Here is a 15,212-nt window from a genome sequence, read left to right as displayed (position 1 = left end):
CGCTTTTATGGACGACTTGATGAAGGGGGAACCGGCCTCCGGCTTCCAGACTCTGCTCGGCTACACGCTGGTGCGCTGGGAGGACGGCGTGGCGGAGGTGGAGCTGACTATCGCTCCTCAGCACCGCAACCGGGGTGGCGTCCTGCACGGCGGCGCGCTGATGACCCTGCTCGACACCGTCATGGGATTCGCGGCGACCCATTGCACGGTGCCCGGCCATTCGCGGCGGGTGGTCACGCTGTCGCTGTCCTCCAGCTTCCTGGGCGCGGTGGCGGAGGGCACGGTGGTGGCCCGCGGCACGCTGCTGGGCGGCGGACGCAAGATCGTCGGTTGCCGGGGCGAGGTGCGGCGCAAGGACGATGGCGCGCTGCTGGCGTCCGCCGAGGGAATGTTCAAGTATGCTCCGGGAAGTGAAAATCCGGAGGGAACGCCCCGATGACCGACACGAACGATAAGAAGACCGGCTTGGACATCGCGCAGGACGGCCGTGTCCTGCGCCTGACCATCAACGACCCGGCCACCCGCAACTCCATCGGCCCGGCGTTGATGGAGGCGGCCCGCGCCGCCTTCGACGCGGCGGCGGCGGACCCGGGCGTCGGGGCGGTGGTGCTGACCGGCGCCGAGGGGGCCTTCTGCTCCGGCGGCAATCTGAAATGGCTGAAGGAGGCGCGTGGCGGCGACCGCGAGTCGGTGCGGGCGGGGGTGGAGAGCTTCCACGCCATGATCCGCAGCCTGCGCGCCTGCCCCAAGCCGGTGATCGCCGCGGTCGAGGGGCCGGCGGGCGGGGCGGGCTTCCCGCTGGCGCTGGCCTGCGACCTGATCGTCGCGGCGGAGGACGCGGTGTTCACCCTGTCCTACATCAAGGTCGCGCTGACCTCCGACGGCGGCGGCACGGCGTCGCTGGCCCGCGCGCTGCCGCCGCAGCTCGCCGCGGAGATCCTGTTCGAGGGCGGGCGCGTCGGGGCGCCGCGTCTGGCGCAGCTTGGCATGATCAACCGGCTGACCGCCCCGGGCGGTGCACTGGCCGAGGCGACCGCCTGGGCGGAGCGGCTGGCCGCCGGCCCGACCGCCGCGCTGGGCCGCGCCAAGGGGCTGCTGGAAGTCGCCTATGGCGGGCTGGCCGACCAACTCGACCGCGAGCGCGACGCCTTCGTGGAATCGCTGTTCAACGACGAGGCCGGGGAGGGCGTGACCGCCTTCTTCGAGAAGCGGGCGCCGGTGTTTCCGAAGGGGTGAGTGGGCGAGTCGGGCCCCCACCCCAGCCCTCCCCCGCTATCGCAGGGGAGGGAGCTTAATTCCCTCCCCCGCCCAGCGGGGGAGGGTTAGGGTGGGGGCCCGTGCGGGGTGTCACCCCACCTTCCACTCCGTGTGCACCATGCCCGGACGGTCGGTGCGCTCATAGCCGTGGGCGCCGAAATAGTCGCGCTGGGCCTGGATCATGTTGGCCCACAGCCGGCCGCTGCGGTAGCCGTCCCAGTAGGACAGGGCCGAAGCCATCGCCGGAACCGGCACTGCAGCCAGCGTCGCGGCGGCCACCACGCGGCGGAAGCCGGCATCGCCGCGGGTCATCAGGCCGGCGATGTCGGGGTCCAGCATCAGGTTCGGCAGTTCCGGCGCGCGGTTCAGCGCGGTCAGGATGCGGTCGAGCAGGCGGGCGCGGATGATGCAGCCGCCGCGCCAGATGCGCGCCACCGCCGCCAGATCGACATCCCAGCCGAACTGCCGACTGCCCGCCGCGATCACCGCGAAGCCCTGGGCGTAGACGGCGATCCGTCCGCTGAGCAGCGCGTCGCCGACCGACGCGACCAGATCCTCCGTGGAGGGAGCGTGCGGGATGGCCAGCGCCTCGGCGGCGCGCACGCGCTCGTCCTTCAGGGCGGACAGGCAGCGGGCGTGCACCGCCTCGGCGATGGTCGGGGCGGGCATGCCCAGCTCCAGCGCGGTGGTCGCCGCCCAATGGCCGGTGCCCTTCTGGCCGGCGGCGTCGCGGATCACCTCCAGGATCGGAGCGCCGCTCTCGCCGTCCTTGGTGCGCAGGATGTCGGTGGTGATCTCCATCAGGTAGGAGGCCAGCTCCCCGCTGTTCCAGTCGGCGAAGATGTCCGCCAGACGCTCGTAGGAGCAGCCGCCGATCTCACGCAGAAGATGATACGCCTCGGCGATCAGCTGCATGTCGGCGTATTCGATGCCGTTGTGGATCATCTTCACGAAGTGGCCCGCCCCCTCCGGCCCGACGCGGGCGAAGCAGGACTCGCCGTCCGGGGCGCGGGCGGCGATGGCGGCCAGCAGCGGGGCGACGGGGGCCAGCGCTTCGGCGTCGCCGCCGGCCATCAGGGCGGGACCGCGCCGCGCTCCCTCCTCGCCGCCCGACACGCCCAGCCCGACGAAGCGCACGCCCGCCGCGGCGGCGAGCGCCGCGCGGCGGTTGGTGTCGCGGAAGTGGGAGTTGCCGCCGTCGATCAGCACGTCGCCCGGCGACAGGCGGGGCAGCAGGGCGGCCGTCAGCTCGTCCACCGGGGCGCCGGCGGGCACCATCATCAGGATCGTCCGCGGCGCCTTGAGCGCGCCCAGCAATTCCTCCACCGACGCGCAGGGGACGGCGTTGGCCACCTGGGCGGCGAAGGCGCCGCGACGCCCCTCGTCCAGGTCGTAGCCCGCCACCACGGCCCCGTGGTCGGCCAGATTGGCGGCGAGGTTGCGCCCCATCACGCCCAGGCCGAGGACGGCGATGTCGGCCGAGCCGACGGCGGTGGTTTCCGCCCCGGTCCTGGTCGAGTTGCCCTGCACCATCACAACGAACTCCCGTACATTCTCTTTGATGATCCCCCCGCGGTGCGGGGGTGGCACTTTGATGACGCCCCGCGGCGCGGGGGTCGGTTGCGGTCTCTCAAGTGGTCTCGCGGACCATCAGGCGAAAGCCCAGATCCACGCGGCGTGGATTTTCCCGGCTTTTCGGTGTCCGGTCCGCCATGCCTGCGATCAGCAGGCGGGCCGCCTCCACGCCGATGGCGCGGCGGGGGGTGGCGACGGTGGTCAACGGCGGGACGGTCCAGGCCGCCCCGGCCAGATCGTTGAAGCCGGCGACGGCCAGCCGCTCCGGCACCGGAATGCCGAGCCGCGCGCATTGGAACAGCGCGCCCTGCGCCAGATCGTCGTTGCACAGGAACAGCGCGTCGGTGTCCGGGTGGGTGGCCAGCGTGCGTTCCAGCAGCTCCGCGCCCAGCCCGACCGAGGTGGCGTCCGGCACCATCAGCTCCAAGGCGGGGTCGTGCCGTCCGGCGTCGCGCAGCGCTTGCCGCCAGCCGTCGCAGCGCTGCCGCGTCCGCGGGTCGAGCTGCCCGGCGATCAACCCGATCCGCCGCCGCCCCCGCGCGGCCAGATGCGCGCCGACGGCGTAGCCGGCGTCGAACTGCGAGAAGCCGACCGTCTGCACCGGGCAATCGCTGTGTTCAACCTCCGCGGCCAGATCCATGGTGTGGACGACCGGGATCGTGAGGCCGCGCAGCAGGTCCCAGGTGCCCGGCGTGTGGTCGAGCCCGCTCAGGATCACCCCGTCCGGATCGTGGGCGAGCTGCGTGCGCAGCACGCGCTCCTCCGCCTCCGGGCCGTAGCCGGTGATGCCGACCAGCGGCTGGTAGCCTTGCGGGCTCAGCGTCTCCTGCACGCCGGCCAGCAGGTCGATGAAGACGGCGTTGGTCAGAGAGGGAATCAGCACCGCCACCGTCATCGTCCGCGCCGAGGCCAGCGCCGAGGCCACGCGGCTGGGCACGAAGCCCAGGCGGCGGCTCGCCTCCTCGACGCGGGCGCGCACCTCCTCGCTGACCGTGTCGGGCCGGCGCAGGGCGCGGGACACGGTCATGGCGCTGACCCCGGCGGCGGCGGCGACGTCGGCCATGGTGGCGCGCCCGCTGCGCGAGGATCGGGGTTTGCGGGGGGTGGCGGTCATCAGCGTTCCAGTTGTCCGGCGGCCATTATCCCGCGGCGGATTGGCCTTTACAAGCCTCGTTTGTTAGCGGTAACATGCGCATCTCTCCCCAGCCATTTTGTTTCGAGGACCGACCGGTATGAGCGCTCTTCCGTCTCCCGATGTTACCGCTAACATAAGCGGGGCCGTGGACGCGATCGTGGTGATGGGCGTGGCGGGCTGCGGCAAGACCTCGGTGGGGGAGGAACTGGCCCGGCGGCTCGGCTGGCAGTTTCTGGAGGGCGACGGCTTCCACCCGCCGGAGAACATCGCGAAGATGTCCGCCGGCATCCCGCTCCAGGACGAGGACCGTTGGGGCTGGCTGGACACCATCGCCGCCCACATCGCCCTGGCGCGGGAGGCGAAGGCGCCGATCGTCGTGTCCTGCTCCGCGCTGAAGCGGCGCTACCGCGACCGGCTGAGCGCCGGCGGGACGCGCGTCCTGTTCGTTCATCTTGACGGCAGCCGGGACATCATCCACGCGCGCATGGCCCTGCGCGCCGGCCATTTCATGCCGACCACCCTGCTCGACAGCCAGTTCGCCGCTCTGGAGCCGCTTGAGTCTGGAGAACTCGGCATCGTCTGCGACATCGACTCCAGCCCGGCGGAGATCGCCGCCCGCGTGTCCGCCCGGATCGCTTCCGTCGCCTGAACAATCCGCCGTCTGGAAGGACCGCGCCATGATGAGTCTCCATCCCGTCTTCGACGCCGTCACCCGCCGCATCCGCGAGCGCAGCCAGCCCACCCGCGCCGCTTATCTGGAGCGGCTGCGGGCCGCGGCGGCGCAGGGGCCGCGGCGTCTGGCGCTGGGCTGCGCCAACCGGGCGCACGGCTTCGCCGGCTGCACCGCGGCGGAGGACAAGGCGGCGCTGCGCGGCGGCTCTACCCCGGCCATCGGCATCGTCACCTCCTACAACGACATGCTGTCCGCCCATCAGCCTTACGGCGATTACCCGGAGCGGCTCAAGGCGGCGGTGCGCGCGGCGGGCGGCGTGGCGCAAGTGGCGGGCGGCGTGCCGGCCATGTGCGACGGCGTCACCCAGGGCGAGCCGGGGATGGAGCTGTCGCTGTTCTCGCGCGAGGTCATCGCCATGGGGACGGCGGTCGCCCTCTCGCACGGCACCTTCGACGGCGTGCTGTGCCTCGGTGTCTGCGACAAGATCGTTCCGGGGCTGCTGATCGGCGCGCTGTCCTTCGGCCATCTGCCCACCGTCTTCGTGCCCGCCGGGCCGATGCCCTCCGGCCTGCCCAACAAGGAGAAGGGGCGCATCCGCCAGCAATACGCGGAGGGCAAGCTGGACAAGGACGCGCTGCTGGAGGCGGAGTCCGCGTCCTATCACGCGCCGGGCACCTGCACCTTCTACGGCACCGCCAATTCGAACCAGATGCTGGTCGAGATGATGGGGCTGCATCTGCCGGGGGCGAGCTTCGCCAACCCCGGCACGGCGCTGCGCGACGCGCTGACCGATGCGGCGGCGCGGCGGGTGGTCGGCCTGCGCACGCCCATCGGCGAGATCGTCGACGAGCGCGCCATCGTCAACGCGGTGGTCGGGCTGCTGGCGACCGGCGGTTCGACCAACCACACGCTGCATCTGCCGGCCATCGCTGCGGCGGCGGGAGTCGCCCTGACCTGGGAGGATTTCGCCGAACTGTCGGCGGTGGTGCCGCTGCTCGCCCGCGTCTACCCGAACGGCAGCGCCGACGTGAACCATTTCGAGGCGGCGGGCGGCATGGCTTTCCTGATCGGGGAACTGACCGACGCCGGGCTTCTTCATGGCGACGCCGCCACCGTGTGGGAGGAGGAGGGCATCACCGCCTACCGCCGCCCGCTGCGGCTGGAGGGGAATGACTTGGTGCGCGGCGCGGCGGTCGGCAAGAGCGCCGACCCCGCCGTGCTGGCTCCGGTGTCGTCGCCCATGGCGGCGGAGGGCGGGCTGCGCGTGCTGAGCGGGCCGCTGGGGCGCGCGGTGGTGAAGGTCTCCGCCGTGAAGCCCGACCACCGTGTGATCGAGGCGCCGGCCCGCGTCTTCACCGACCAGGAGTCGGTGCAGGCCGCCTTCCGCCGCGGCGAGCTTCACCGCGACGTGGTGGTGGTGGTGCGCTTCCAGGGGCCGAAGGCCAACGGCATGCCGGAGCTGCACAAGCTGACGCCACCGCTGGGCGTGCTTCAGGATCTCGGCTATCGCGTGGCGCTGGTCACGGACGGGCGGATGTCGGGAGCGTCGGGCAAGGTTCCGGCGGCGATCCACGTCACGCCGGAAGCCGCGGCGGGCGGGCCGCTGGGGCGGGTGCGGGACGGCGACGTGCTGCGGCTGGACACCGAGCGCGGCACGCTGGAGGTGTTGGTGGACGACGCGGAATGGACCGCGCGCTCGCTGGCGGACGCGCCGGCGGATGCTGGTGTCGGCTGCGGGCGGGAGCTGTTCGGCGTGTTCCGCCGGGCAGTCGGCAGCGCCGAGGCCGGGGCGTCGGTGTTCGGGTGAGGGGCGGTCCTATTGCAGGTTCCCTCTCCCCTCTGGGGAGAGGGTCAGGGTGAGGGGGATGCGCGTGTGCCGGACGTACCGCCATGCACAACCCCCTCACCGGCCCTCCGGGCCACCCTCTCCCCAGGGGGGAGAGGGTTGTAAAAGCTGCCCTGGTCGGCGCCAGGGCAGTCCGATCACTTCACCGTCAGCTCGTAGGTGCCCATCGTCCCGTACACGGCGACCGACGTGCTGCCCGCCGGGACCATGACGGTCCCGACGTGCGACCCGGTGGTCACCACGTCGCCGGCCTTCAGGCCGCCCAGGCTGACCGCGCCGGTGTTGGCCATCCACACCAGGAGCCGCACCGGCTCGCCCGCCGAGTTGCCGGCGACCGTGTCGGCCTTCGTCTCGCCGTCGACGACCAGGGCGACCCGCTCCTTCAGCGGCTCCAGCGAACGCCAGTCAGCGATGGCCGGACCGACGACCAGGGCGCCGTGGTTGAACTGGTCGGCCATGTGGCTGAGCCCGTCCTGCGAGCCGAAGCCGGCGAAGCGCGTGTCGACGATCTCAAAGGCGGGATGGACGGACTCGACGGCGTCGAGGACCTCTTCGCGGCTGTAGGGCTCGGCGCGGGGCGGCAGATCCTTGGCGAACTTGTAGGCGATCTCGGCCTCCATGCCGATGACCTGATAGTCCGCCGCGGGGAGCGTCGTGGTGTCGAAGAACAGCGTGTCGGCGTGGATGGGCGCGCGGAACGGCTCCGTGTCCGGCGTGCGGGCGCCGACCTTCCAGGCGACCACCGGGCCGAGGCGGCGGGCCACGGCGTCCTGGATGGCGTAGGCCTCGGCTTCGCTGGTCGGGCGGGTCGGCAGGGCAGACAGCCAGTCGCGGTTTTTCCGCGCCTGGATCAGAGCGTCGACGGAATCGCTGAATGCGGCGTTGTTCATCTCATCGGGCATGATCTTCGGGCCTTCGCTTTTCTTTGGTTATTGGTGCTTGTCGAGTTGGACTCTCATGGCGCCACAGGACTCGCGGATGACCAGCCGGGCGGGCAGGATCACGCGCTCCGGCGCGCCCTGCGGGTCGGCGATGCGGCGCAGCAGCAGGCGGGCGGCATCCTGCCCGATCTGGCGGGCGGAGGTCGCGACGGTGGTCAGGGCGGGGCGGCTCATCGCCGCTTCGGCCATATCGTCGAACCCTGTCACGGCGATGTCCCGTCCAGCCCGCAGACCGCGGGCCTCCAGCCCCAGCATCACGCCGAAAGCAACCAGATCGTTGTAACAAAGCATCGCGGTGGGCGGGTCGGCAAGGTCCATCAGCGGCCCCACCGCGTCCAGCCCGCCGCGGCGGGTGGCCGGGCAGCGGACGACCAGGTCCGGGGTCAGGCCGTGGCGGCGCAGGGCTGCGGCGAAGCCGACACGGCGCCCGGCGAAGGCGGAGTGGGACAGGTTGCCGCCGACGAAGGCGATGCGGCGATGGCCGAGCCGCAGCAGATGCTCGGTCACCATCTCCATCCCGAACTCATAATCGACCCCGGCGTAATCGCCTTCGCGGGCGGAGATGAAGCGCAGCGCCTGGACGACGGGAAGCTGCCACTGGCGCAGCCGGTCCAGCAGGGCCGGCGCGGTGCCGGCGGCGGGGCAGATGATCACCCCGTCCACATTCTGCTCGCGCATGCGCTGGAGGTAGCGGTCCTGCCGCTCCCCCGATTCCGCGGTGTTGGCGAGGAAGGCGACGACCCCCTGCTCACCCAGGACGTCGTCCACCCCGGCGGTCAGTTCGCCGTAGAAGGAGTTGTTGATCTCGCAGACGAGCAGCCCGACCGTGTCGGTGCGGGCGGCGCGCAGCGTCGCGGCGCCGCGGTTGTAGACGTAGCCCAACGCCGCGATGGCGGCCTGCACGCGCTCCCGCGTCTCGGCGGCGACCAGCGGGCTGCCGCGCAGGACGAGCGAGACGGTGGACCGCGACACCCCGGCGTGGTGCGCCACCTCCGTCAGGGTGATGCGGGCCGGTCCGCCGCGCTCGTCGAGGATGGTCATTCACGCCGCCATTCAGACGACGGCGGTCGGCAGCGGCTGGCCGGCGAAGAAGGCCGACAGGTTCGCCAGCACCAGATTGCCCATGGCCATGCGCGTCTCCACCGTAGCGCTCGCCTGATGCGGCTGCAGGACGACGTTGTCCAGGCCGAACAGGGCTTCCGGCGCGTGCGGTTCGTTGGCGAAGACGTCCAGCGCGGCCCCGCCGAGACGCCCGTCGGCCAAAGCGGCGACCAGTTCCGGCTCGTCCACCACGGCGCCGCGGGCGACGTTGACCAGCAGCCCGTCCGGCCCCAGCGCTTCGATCACCGCGCGGTTGACCATGTTGCGGGCGTCCGGGCCGGCCGAGGCGGCGACGATCAGGATGTCGCTCTCCCGCGCCAGATCGACCGGGGAGGCGACGAAGCGGTAGGGCACGTCGCTGCGCGGCTTGCGGTTGGTGTAGGCGATGTCCATGCCGAATCCGGCGGCGCGCTGGGCGATGGCCATCCCGATGCGGCCCAGCCCCAGGATGCCCAGTCGCTTGCCGGTGACCTTGCGGGCCAGCGGCAGCCCTCCGCCCGGCCAGCGCCCGGCGCGCACGAAGCGGTCGCCGACCATCATGCGGCGCGATCCGGCGATCATCAGCCCGATGGCGAGGTCGGCCACGTCGTCGGTCAGCACGTCGGGCGTGTTGGTGACGCGGACGCCGCGGCCGGCCGCGTGCTTCAGGTCCACCGCGTCGGTGCCGACGCCGTTGATCGCGACGATCCCCAGGTTCGGGCAGGCGTCCATGATCGCGTTGCTGACGCCCGTGCCGCCGCCGGTGACGACGGCGCGGACGCGCGGCCCCACCTCCGCGACAAGCTGGTCACGGTCGGGCGCCCCGGCGAGGCGGTGGACGGTGTAGCCCGCGTCCAGCGCCGCCTCGATGTCCGGCATCATGGATTCGACGAGGAGGATCTCCGGCTTCATCAAAAGCGTCCTTCGTGGGGTGGGCTCAGTGGGTAAGGATCTGGCCGAGGAAGTTGCGGGTCCGCTCGGACTTCGGGTTCGTGAAGAACTCGGCGGGGGTGGCCTGCTCGACGATCTCGCCGCGGTCCATGAAGATGACGCGGTCGGCGACCGACTTGGCGAAGCCCATCTCGTGCGTGACGCACAGCATGGTCATGCCGTCCTCGGCCAGCCCGATCATGGTGTCGAGGACCTCCTTGACCATCTCGGGGTCGAGCGCCGAGGTTGGCTCGTCGAACAGCATGACCTTGGGGTTCATGCACAGCGAGCGGGCGATGGCGACGCGCTGCTGCTGCCCGCCGGAGAGCTGGCCGGGATATTTGTCCGCCTGCTCCGGGATGCGCACGCGCGCCAGATACTTCATGGCGATGTCGCGCGCCTCCTGCTTGGAGGTGCCACGCACCCGCATGGGCGCCAGCATGCAGTTCTCGACCACGGTCAGGTGCGGGAACAGGTTGAACTGCTGGAACACCATCCCGACGTCGCGCCGCACCTGATCGAGGTGGCGGTGGTGGGCGTCGATCGTGACGCCGTTGACGGTGATCGTGCCCTTCTGGTGCTTCTCGAGCTGGTTGATGCAGCGGATCAGCGTGGACTTGCCGGAGCCCGAGGGGCCGCAGATGACGATCCGCTCGCCCTTGTGGACCTCCAGTTCGATGTCCTTCAGCACATGGAAGCTGTCGTACCATTTCTGGACGCCGGCCATCCGGATGACGACCTCGCCGCTGACCGGCCGCGGCGCGGGGACGTCCGTGGTATCGTAAGCCGAGGCCATGGGGGACTCCTCCTGCTCTATTTAAACCCTCTCCCCTCCGGGGAGAGGGGAGGGTGAGGGGGATGCGCGTCTCGGACCGTCCGGCAAAAGCGCAACCCCCTCACCCCAGCCCTCTCCCCGGAGGGGAGAGGGAGTTACGACGTTACGACTTGGTCAGCGGGGGCAGGTCGGTGCCCAGCCACTTCTTGTGGACCTCGTTCAGCTCGCCGTTCGACTTCGCGGTCTCGATGAACTCGTTGACCCACTTCAGCAGGGCGTCCTGGCCCTTGCGCATGGCGATGCCCTGGACCTGACGGTTCAGCACGAACTTCATCTCGTAGTTGGCCTGCGGGGCCAGCTTCTTGATCTCCTTGGTGACCACGTTGCTGAGGCCCAGCGCGTCCACCTGACCCGACAGCATGGCCTGAACGGCGCTGGCGTCGTCGTCGAAGCGCATGATGCGCGCGTCCTTCGGGGCGACGGCGGTCAGGGCGTTGTCCTGGGTGCTGGCGCGGGCGACGCCGATGCGCTTGCCCGACAGCTCCGCGGCCTCCTTGATCTTGGTGTTAGCCGGGGCGACCAGACCGATCTCGATGGCGGCGTAGGGCTCGGAGAACTGCACCTGTTCGGCGCGCGCCGGGGTGATGCCCAGCGAGGCGACCAGCAGGTCGACCTTGTTGGTCAGCAGGTAGGGGATGCGGTTCGGGCCGGTGACCGGAACGATCTCCACCGGGACGCCCATGTGCTTGCCCAGCAGCTTGGCGACGTCGGCGTCGTAGCCGTCCGGCTTGCCGTCGGCGGTGGTGATCCCGAAGGGCGGGAAGTCCACCAGCATGCCGATGGTCAGCTTGCCCTTCGACTTGATCTCGTCGACGGTCTGGGCGGCGGCCGGAACGGCCAGGGCGACGGCAGCAGCCATCATAACGCCGGCGACGGCGAGGCGGCGGGTGATCGACAGGGTCATTGGGGTTTCCTCACGGTTCTTATGAAAGGAGACGATCAGCGGGTGGCGAGGGCGTAGCGCCGCTCCAGACGGGCGCTGAGCAGCGACAGCGGCCAGCACATCAGGAAGTAGAGCACCGCCACGATCCCGAACACCAGGAAGGGCTGGAAGGTGGCGTTGTTGACGATCTGCCCGGCGCGGGTCAGCTCGGTGAAGCCGATGATGGCGGCCAGCGACGTGCTCTTGATGAGCTGCACGAGGAAGCCCACCGTCGGCGGCACCGCGACCTTCACCGCCTGCGGCAGGATCACGTAGCGCATCAGCCCCGGATAGCGCAGGCCGAGCGCCGAGGCGGCCTCCCACTGGCCGCGGGGCACCGCCTGGATGCAGCCGCGCCAGATCTCGCCGAGGAAGGCGCTGGCGTTGAGCGTCAGGCCCAGCGCGGCGGCGGCCCAGGGGTTGAGGTCGAGCCCCATCACCGTGGCGCCGAAGAACACCAGGAAGAGCTGCATCAGCAGCGGCGTGCCCTGGAACAGCTGGATGTAGCCTGTGGCGGCCAGCCGCACCGCCTTGATGTCCGAGGTGCGGGCCAGCGCGATGACCAGCCCGACGGTGGCCCCGCCGATGAAGGCGATGGCCGAGAGCGCCAGCGTCCATTGCACGGCGCTGAGAAGAAAGAGGAATTCGTTGTAACTGAAGGCGCGGATCATGGCTCGGCCCTCCCTCAGCGCCGGTCGGTGTCGTAGGCGAAGGCCAGCTTGTAGATGCCGGCGAACAGCGCGGAGAACATCATCGCCAGCATCAGATAGATGCCGGTCACCACGATGTAGATCTCGAAGCTGCGGAAGGTCTGCGACTGGATGTTGTTGGCGACCGAGGTCAGCTCGTCCGCCGAGATCGCCGAGACCACGCTGGAGCTGAGCATCAGCAGGATGAACTGGCTGGTCAGCGCGGGGTAGACGGTGCGCAGCGCCGGCTTGATGACGATGTAGCGGAAGACCTGCAACGGCTTCAGCCCCAGCGCCAGCCCGGCTTCGATCTGGCCCTTTTGGATCGATTCGATGCCGGCCCGGATGATCTCCGTCGCGTAGGCTCCGACATTGACCACCATGGCGATCAGCGCGGCGAGGTCGGGCGACAGGCGGACGCCCATGGTCGGCAGCCCGAAGAAGATCAGGAAGATCTGCACCAGGAAGGGCGTGTTGCGCACCACCTCGATGTAGGCGTTGATCACCCAGCGGACCGGCTTCGGCCCGGATGTCTTGCCCAGCGCGCAGAGAATCGCGACGATCAGGCCGAGAACCATGGCGCCGATCGACAATTGCACGGTCAGCCAGGCGCCCTGGAGCAGATAGTCCCAGGAATCGACGACCGCCTTGAAATCGAAGGTGTAGTTCACGGGCTTTTCCCTCCGCAACCAGACCGGGGCGCTGCGTGCGTCCGGTGAACGGTCCCTCAGGCGGGATTCTCGTTATTGGCCTCTCGTCGTCCGGCGCCCGTGGCGATGCCTCCGGCGCCGGATGTTGGGTGGAGCCTATTTGGATCGATCCAAATGCGCAAGGCAGAAAACACAGCGCTGCGAAATTTAATTCGTGCATCCAACAATCGCCGCGCGAATCCCTGCTCTCATGCTCCACCGCGATGGTGCGTCCACGAACAGACGCTTGCGCCGCGCCGCGTCTTGACGATGATCAAGGTGGAAGAGAAGCGCGCACCGGACTATCCGGGGTAATATGACGCGGTGCCGCCCCGCGAGGGCGGCCCCAAGGGAGAAGGATTGTCGCATGGACTGCTTCGCCGGCCCCGGCCCCGCCGCCCCCCTTCCGCTGGACGAGGCGTTGGCCCGTGTGCAGCGGACCTACGGCGCGGTGACGGAGCTCGAGGAGGTGCCGTTGCGCGCCGCGCTCGGCCGTATCCTGGCGGAACCGGTGACGGCGACGGTGAACGTGCCGCCGGTCGCCGTCTCGGCGATGGACGGCTGGGGGTTCGGCACGGCGGACGGTGCCGAGACAGGCGATGTCCGGCGGTTGACGGTGGTGGGGCGCGTGCCGGCGGGCTCCGTCTTCCCCGGTACGGTCGGGCCGGGCGAGGCGGTGCGCATCTTCACGGGCGCGCCGATTCCGGCGGGGGTGGACACCGTGGCCATGCAGGAGGACTGCCGGGCCGAGGATGGGGCGGTGCTGGTGCCCGCCAGCCTCAAGCGCGGCGCCAACATCCGCGAGGCCGGGGAGGACATGACGGCGGGGTCCGTCGTGCTGACCCCCGGCCTGCGGCTGCGCGCCCAGGAGATCGGCTTGGCCGCCGCGGTCGGGCGGTCCAGCCTGTCGGTGCGCAAGCGTCTGCGCGTCGTCCTGTTCTCAACCGGCGACGAACTGCGCGAGCCGGGAACGGACAAGCCGGAGGGCACCATATACGACGCCAACCGCTACACGCTGGCCGCCCAGCTCGACGCGCTGGGGGCGGAGGTGCGCGACCTCGGCATTCTGCCCGACAAGCCGGACGTGACCCGCGCCGCCCTGGCCGACGCCGCAACGACCGCCGACCTCGTCGTCACCTCCGGCGGCGCCTCGGTGGGGGAGGAGGACCATGTGAAGAGGGTGGTCGGCGAGCTTGGCTCCGTCGATCTGTGGAAGCTCGCGCTGAAGCCGGGCAAGCCGCTGGCGCTCGGGCGCATCGGCACCACGCCGTTCCTCGGCCTGCCGGGAAACCCGGTCTCGGCCATGGTGACCTTCATGCTGGTGGGGCGCCCGCTGGTGTTGCGCCTGTCGGGGGCGGAGAGCGCGCCGGCTCCGCGCTGCCTCGTGGTTGCCGGTTTCGAGTTCAGGAAGAAGCCGGGGCGCCGCGAGTTCCTGCGCGCCCGTCTGGCGACCGGACCCGATGGCCGCCCGGTCGCCCACAAGTTTCCCAGCGACAGCTCCGGCGTCCTGACCTCGATGGTCGAGGCCGACGGGCTGGTGGACATGCCGGCGGACGCCACCGCAATCCATGACGGGGATATGGTGGAGTTCCTGCCCTTCACCGGGCTGTTCGCCTGAGTTCCCAGGCCGTCTCGTCGCACAACCCCGCCTCGCATGGCGGCGGGTCGAATTCGTCAAAAGTCCTGCACCGCGTGCCAGCTCTTTCGGATTAAAGCGTTCCCCGCGCATGTTCATCAAGCGGCCGGAGAAACGGCCGTGAAACGGGAGATGCGGGCATGCGGTCTATTGTCGTTTCGATTCTGGGCAGCCTGCTGGTTTTGGCCGTCGTTCCAGCGGAGGCTGAGACCATCAAGAAAAACCTGTTTGATGACGGATACGTCGTGCGCGACGACACGGGCCGGAAGGTTCAGACCATCGAGAAGAACTTGTTTGGCGGTGGCTACACAGTGCGCGACGACACGGGCCGGAAGGTCCAGACCATCGAGAAGAACTTGTTTGGTGGTGGCTACACGGTGCGTGACGACACGGGCCGGAAGGTCCAGACCATCGAGAAGAACTTGTTTGGCAGTGACTACACGGTGCGCGACGATAAGTACCGGAAAGTCCAGACCATCGAGAAGAACACGTTCGGTGAGGGTTACACGGTGCGGGATAATCGCAACCGTTAGCGTCGCTTGCCGAACTCATGCCGGCCCTGCAACCGGCGTCGGAACGCGATTCCCCGGGGCGCAGCCCATCGGAAGGGGCCTCCGCTCCCGGGGAAGAACGGCGCGCGGTGTGACACCGCGTTGCGCCGGCGGTTCTTACTTCTTCGGCATGTGGCCGCTGATCTCGGCGTGCAGGGGCTTGGTGTCCTCGAAGGTCTTCTGCTGCTCCGGGGTGGCTTCCTTCTGGTGCTTCGCCTTCCATTCCGAATAGGGCATCCCATAGACGGCGATGCGGGCCTCCTCGTCGGTCAGCGGCACGTTCCGCTCCTTGGCGGCGGCGGCGTACCATTTGGACAGGCAGTTGCGGCAGAAGCCGGCCAAATTCATCAGGTCGATGTTCTGCACGTCGGTGCGCTTCTGGAGATGCGCGACCAGACCGCGGAACGCGGCGGCTTCCAACTCGGTGCGGGTCTTCTCGTCCATTCCAATCCC

At 69.9% G+C, this 15,212-nt stretch carries 16 protein-coding genes; 6 read left to right on the top strand and 10 right to left on the bottom strand.

Annotation, left to right across the window (positions count from 1 at the left end; all coding sequences use genetic code 11):
* The first annotated feature begins 7 nt into the window (after positions 1–7).
* Positions 8–439 carry a PaaI family thioesterase gene (locus Sp245p_RS17025; RefSeq protein WP_014197349.1) on the top strand — a complete coding sequence of 144 codons (432 nt, stop codon included), beginning with the start codon at positions 8–10 and terminating at the stop codon, positions 437–439.
* The gene (locus tag Sp245p_RS17020) at positions 436–1,236 is read left to right on the top strand and encodes an oxepin-CoA hydrolase, alternative type (protein ID WP_014197348.1); all 801 of its coding nucleotides are present in this window, start codon (positions 436–438) and stop codon (positions 1,234–1,236) included. The genes Sp245p_RS17025 and Sp245p_RS17020 overlap by 4 nt, the downstream gene beginning before the upstream one ends.
* 111 nt (positions 1,237–1,347) lie before the next feature.
* Here the strand turns inward: Sp245p_RS17020 and gndA are convergent, their stop codons facing one another.
* Positions 1,348–2,790, bottom strand: coding sequence for an NADP-dependent phosphogluconate dehydrogenase (gndA, locus tag Sp245p_RS17015; protein WP_052584367.1), 1,443 nt, complete (start codon positions 2,788–2,790; stop codon positions 1,348–1,350).
* A 97-nt stretch (positions 2,791–2,887) separates the two neighbouring features.
* Entirely contained in the window at positions 2,888–3,946 is a 1,059-nt protein-coding gene (gene gntR / locus Sp245p_RS17010; protein WP_211101731.1) for an HTH-type transcriptional regulator GntR, read from the bottom strand.
* 118 nt (positions 3,947–4,064) lie between these two features.
* Here gntR and Sp245p_RS17005 point away from each other — a divergent pair, with 118 nt between their 5' ends.
* Entirely contained in the window at positions 4,065–4,616 is a 552-nt protein-coding gene (locus Sp245p_RS17005) for a gluconokinase (RefSeq protein ID WP_052584366.1), read from the top strand.
* 31 nt (positions 4,617–4,647) lie between these two features.
* On the top strand, positions 4,648–6,447 hold the full coding sequence (gene edd / locus Sp245p_RS17000; protein ID WP_109138860.1) for a phosphogluconate dehydratase: 1,800 nt from the start codon (positions 4,648–4,650) through the stop codon (positions 6,445–6,447).
* Positions 6,448–6,623: 176 nt separating this feature from the next.
* Here the strand turns inward: edd and Sp245p_RS16995 are convergent, their stop codons facing one another.
* From Sp245p_RS16995 to Sp245p_RS16965, 7 genes are all read right to left on the bottom strand, one after another.
* Positions 6,624–7,388, bottom strand: coding sequence for a 2-keto-4-pentenoate hydratase (locus Sp245p_RS16995; RefSeq protein ID WP_014197342.1), 765 nt, complete (start codon positions 7,386–7,388; stop codon positions 6,624–6,626).
* Between the two features lie 27 nt (positions 7,389–7,415).
* Positions 7,416–8,468 (bottom strand): LacI family DNA-binding transcriptional regulator, encoded by a 1,053-nt coding sequence (locus Sp245p_RS16990; RefSeq protein WP_109138699.1) that lies wholly within the window; start codon positions 8,466–8,468, stop codon positions 7,416–7,418.
* A gap of 12 nt (positions 8,469–8,480) precedes the next feature.
* Complete coding sequence (locus tag Sp245p_RS16985; RefSeq protein WP_014197341.1) at positions 8,481–9,419, bottom strand: 2-hydroxyacid dehydrogenase; 939 nt, start codon at positions 9,417–9,419, stop codon at positions 8,481–8,483.
* Between the two features lie 25 nt (positions 9,420–9,444).
* A complete protein-coding gene (locus Sp245p_RS16980; protein ID WP_014197340.1) occupies positions 9,445–10,233 on the bottom strand; it encodes an amino acid ABC transporter ATP-binding protein in 789 nt (262 codons plus the stop codon).
* A gap of 142 nt (positions 10,234–10,375) precedes the next feature.
* Entirely contained in the window at positions 10,376–11,176 is an 801-nt protein-coding gene (locus Sp245p_RS16975) for a transporter substrate-binding domain-containing protein (protein ID WP_014197339.1), read from the bottom strand.
* 35 nt (positions 11,177–11,211) lie between these two features.
* A complete protein-coding gene (locus Sp245p_RS16970; protein ID WP_014197338.1) occupies positions 11,212–11,865 on the bottom strand; it encodes an amino acid ABC transporter permease in 654 nt (217 codons plus the stop codon).
* Between the two features lie 14 nt (positions 11,866–11,879).
* Positions 11,880–12,554 (bottom strand): amino acid ABC transporter permease, encoded by a 675-nt coding sequence (locus Sp245p_RS16965; protein WP_014197337.1) that lies wholly within the window; start codon positions 12,552–12,554, stop codon positions 11,880–11,882.
* 385 nt (positions 12,555–12,939) lie between these two features.
* On the opposite strand from Sp245p_RS16965, the gene Sp245p_RS16960 reads away from it, so the two are divergent.
* Both Sp245p_RS16960 and Sp245p_RS16955 read left to right on the top strand, forming a co-directional pair.
* The gene (locus Sp245p_RS16960; protein WP_014197336.1) at positions 12,940–14,190 is read left to right on the top strand and encodes a molybdopterin molybdotransferase MoeA; all 1,251 of its coding nucleotides are present in this window, start codon (positions 12,940–12,942) and stop codon (positions 14,188–14,190) included.
* Between the two features lie 158 nt (positions 14,191–14,348).
* A complete protein-coding gene (locus tag Sp245p_RS16955; protein WP_014197335.1) occupies positions 14,349–14,741 on the top strand; it encodes an LURP-one-related family protein in 393 nt (130 codons plus the stop codon).
* Positions 14,742–14,876: 135 nt separating this feature from the next.
* Here the strand turns inward: Sp245p_RS16955 and Sp245p_RS16950 are convergent, their stop codons facing one another.
* A complete protein-coding gene (locus Sp245p_RS16950) occupies positions 14,877–15,203 on the bottom strand; it encodes a DUF1244 domain-containing protein (RefSeq protein WP_014197334.1) in 327 nt (108 codons plus the stop codon).
* Positions 15,204–15,212 lie beyond the last annotated feature (9 nt).

It is taken from the genome of Azospirillum baldaniorum (assembly GCF_003119195.2).
GTDB classification, from domain to species: domain Bacteria; phylum Pseudomonadota; class Alphaproteobacteria; order Azospirillales; family Azospirillaceae; genus Azospirillum; species Azospirillum baldaniorum.
The sequence above is the reverse complement of the archived record's forward strand: the minus strand, read 5'-3'. Positions and strand labels throughout refer to the sequence as shown.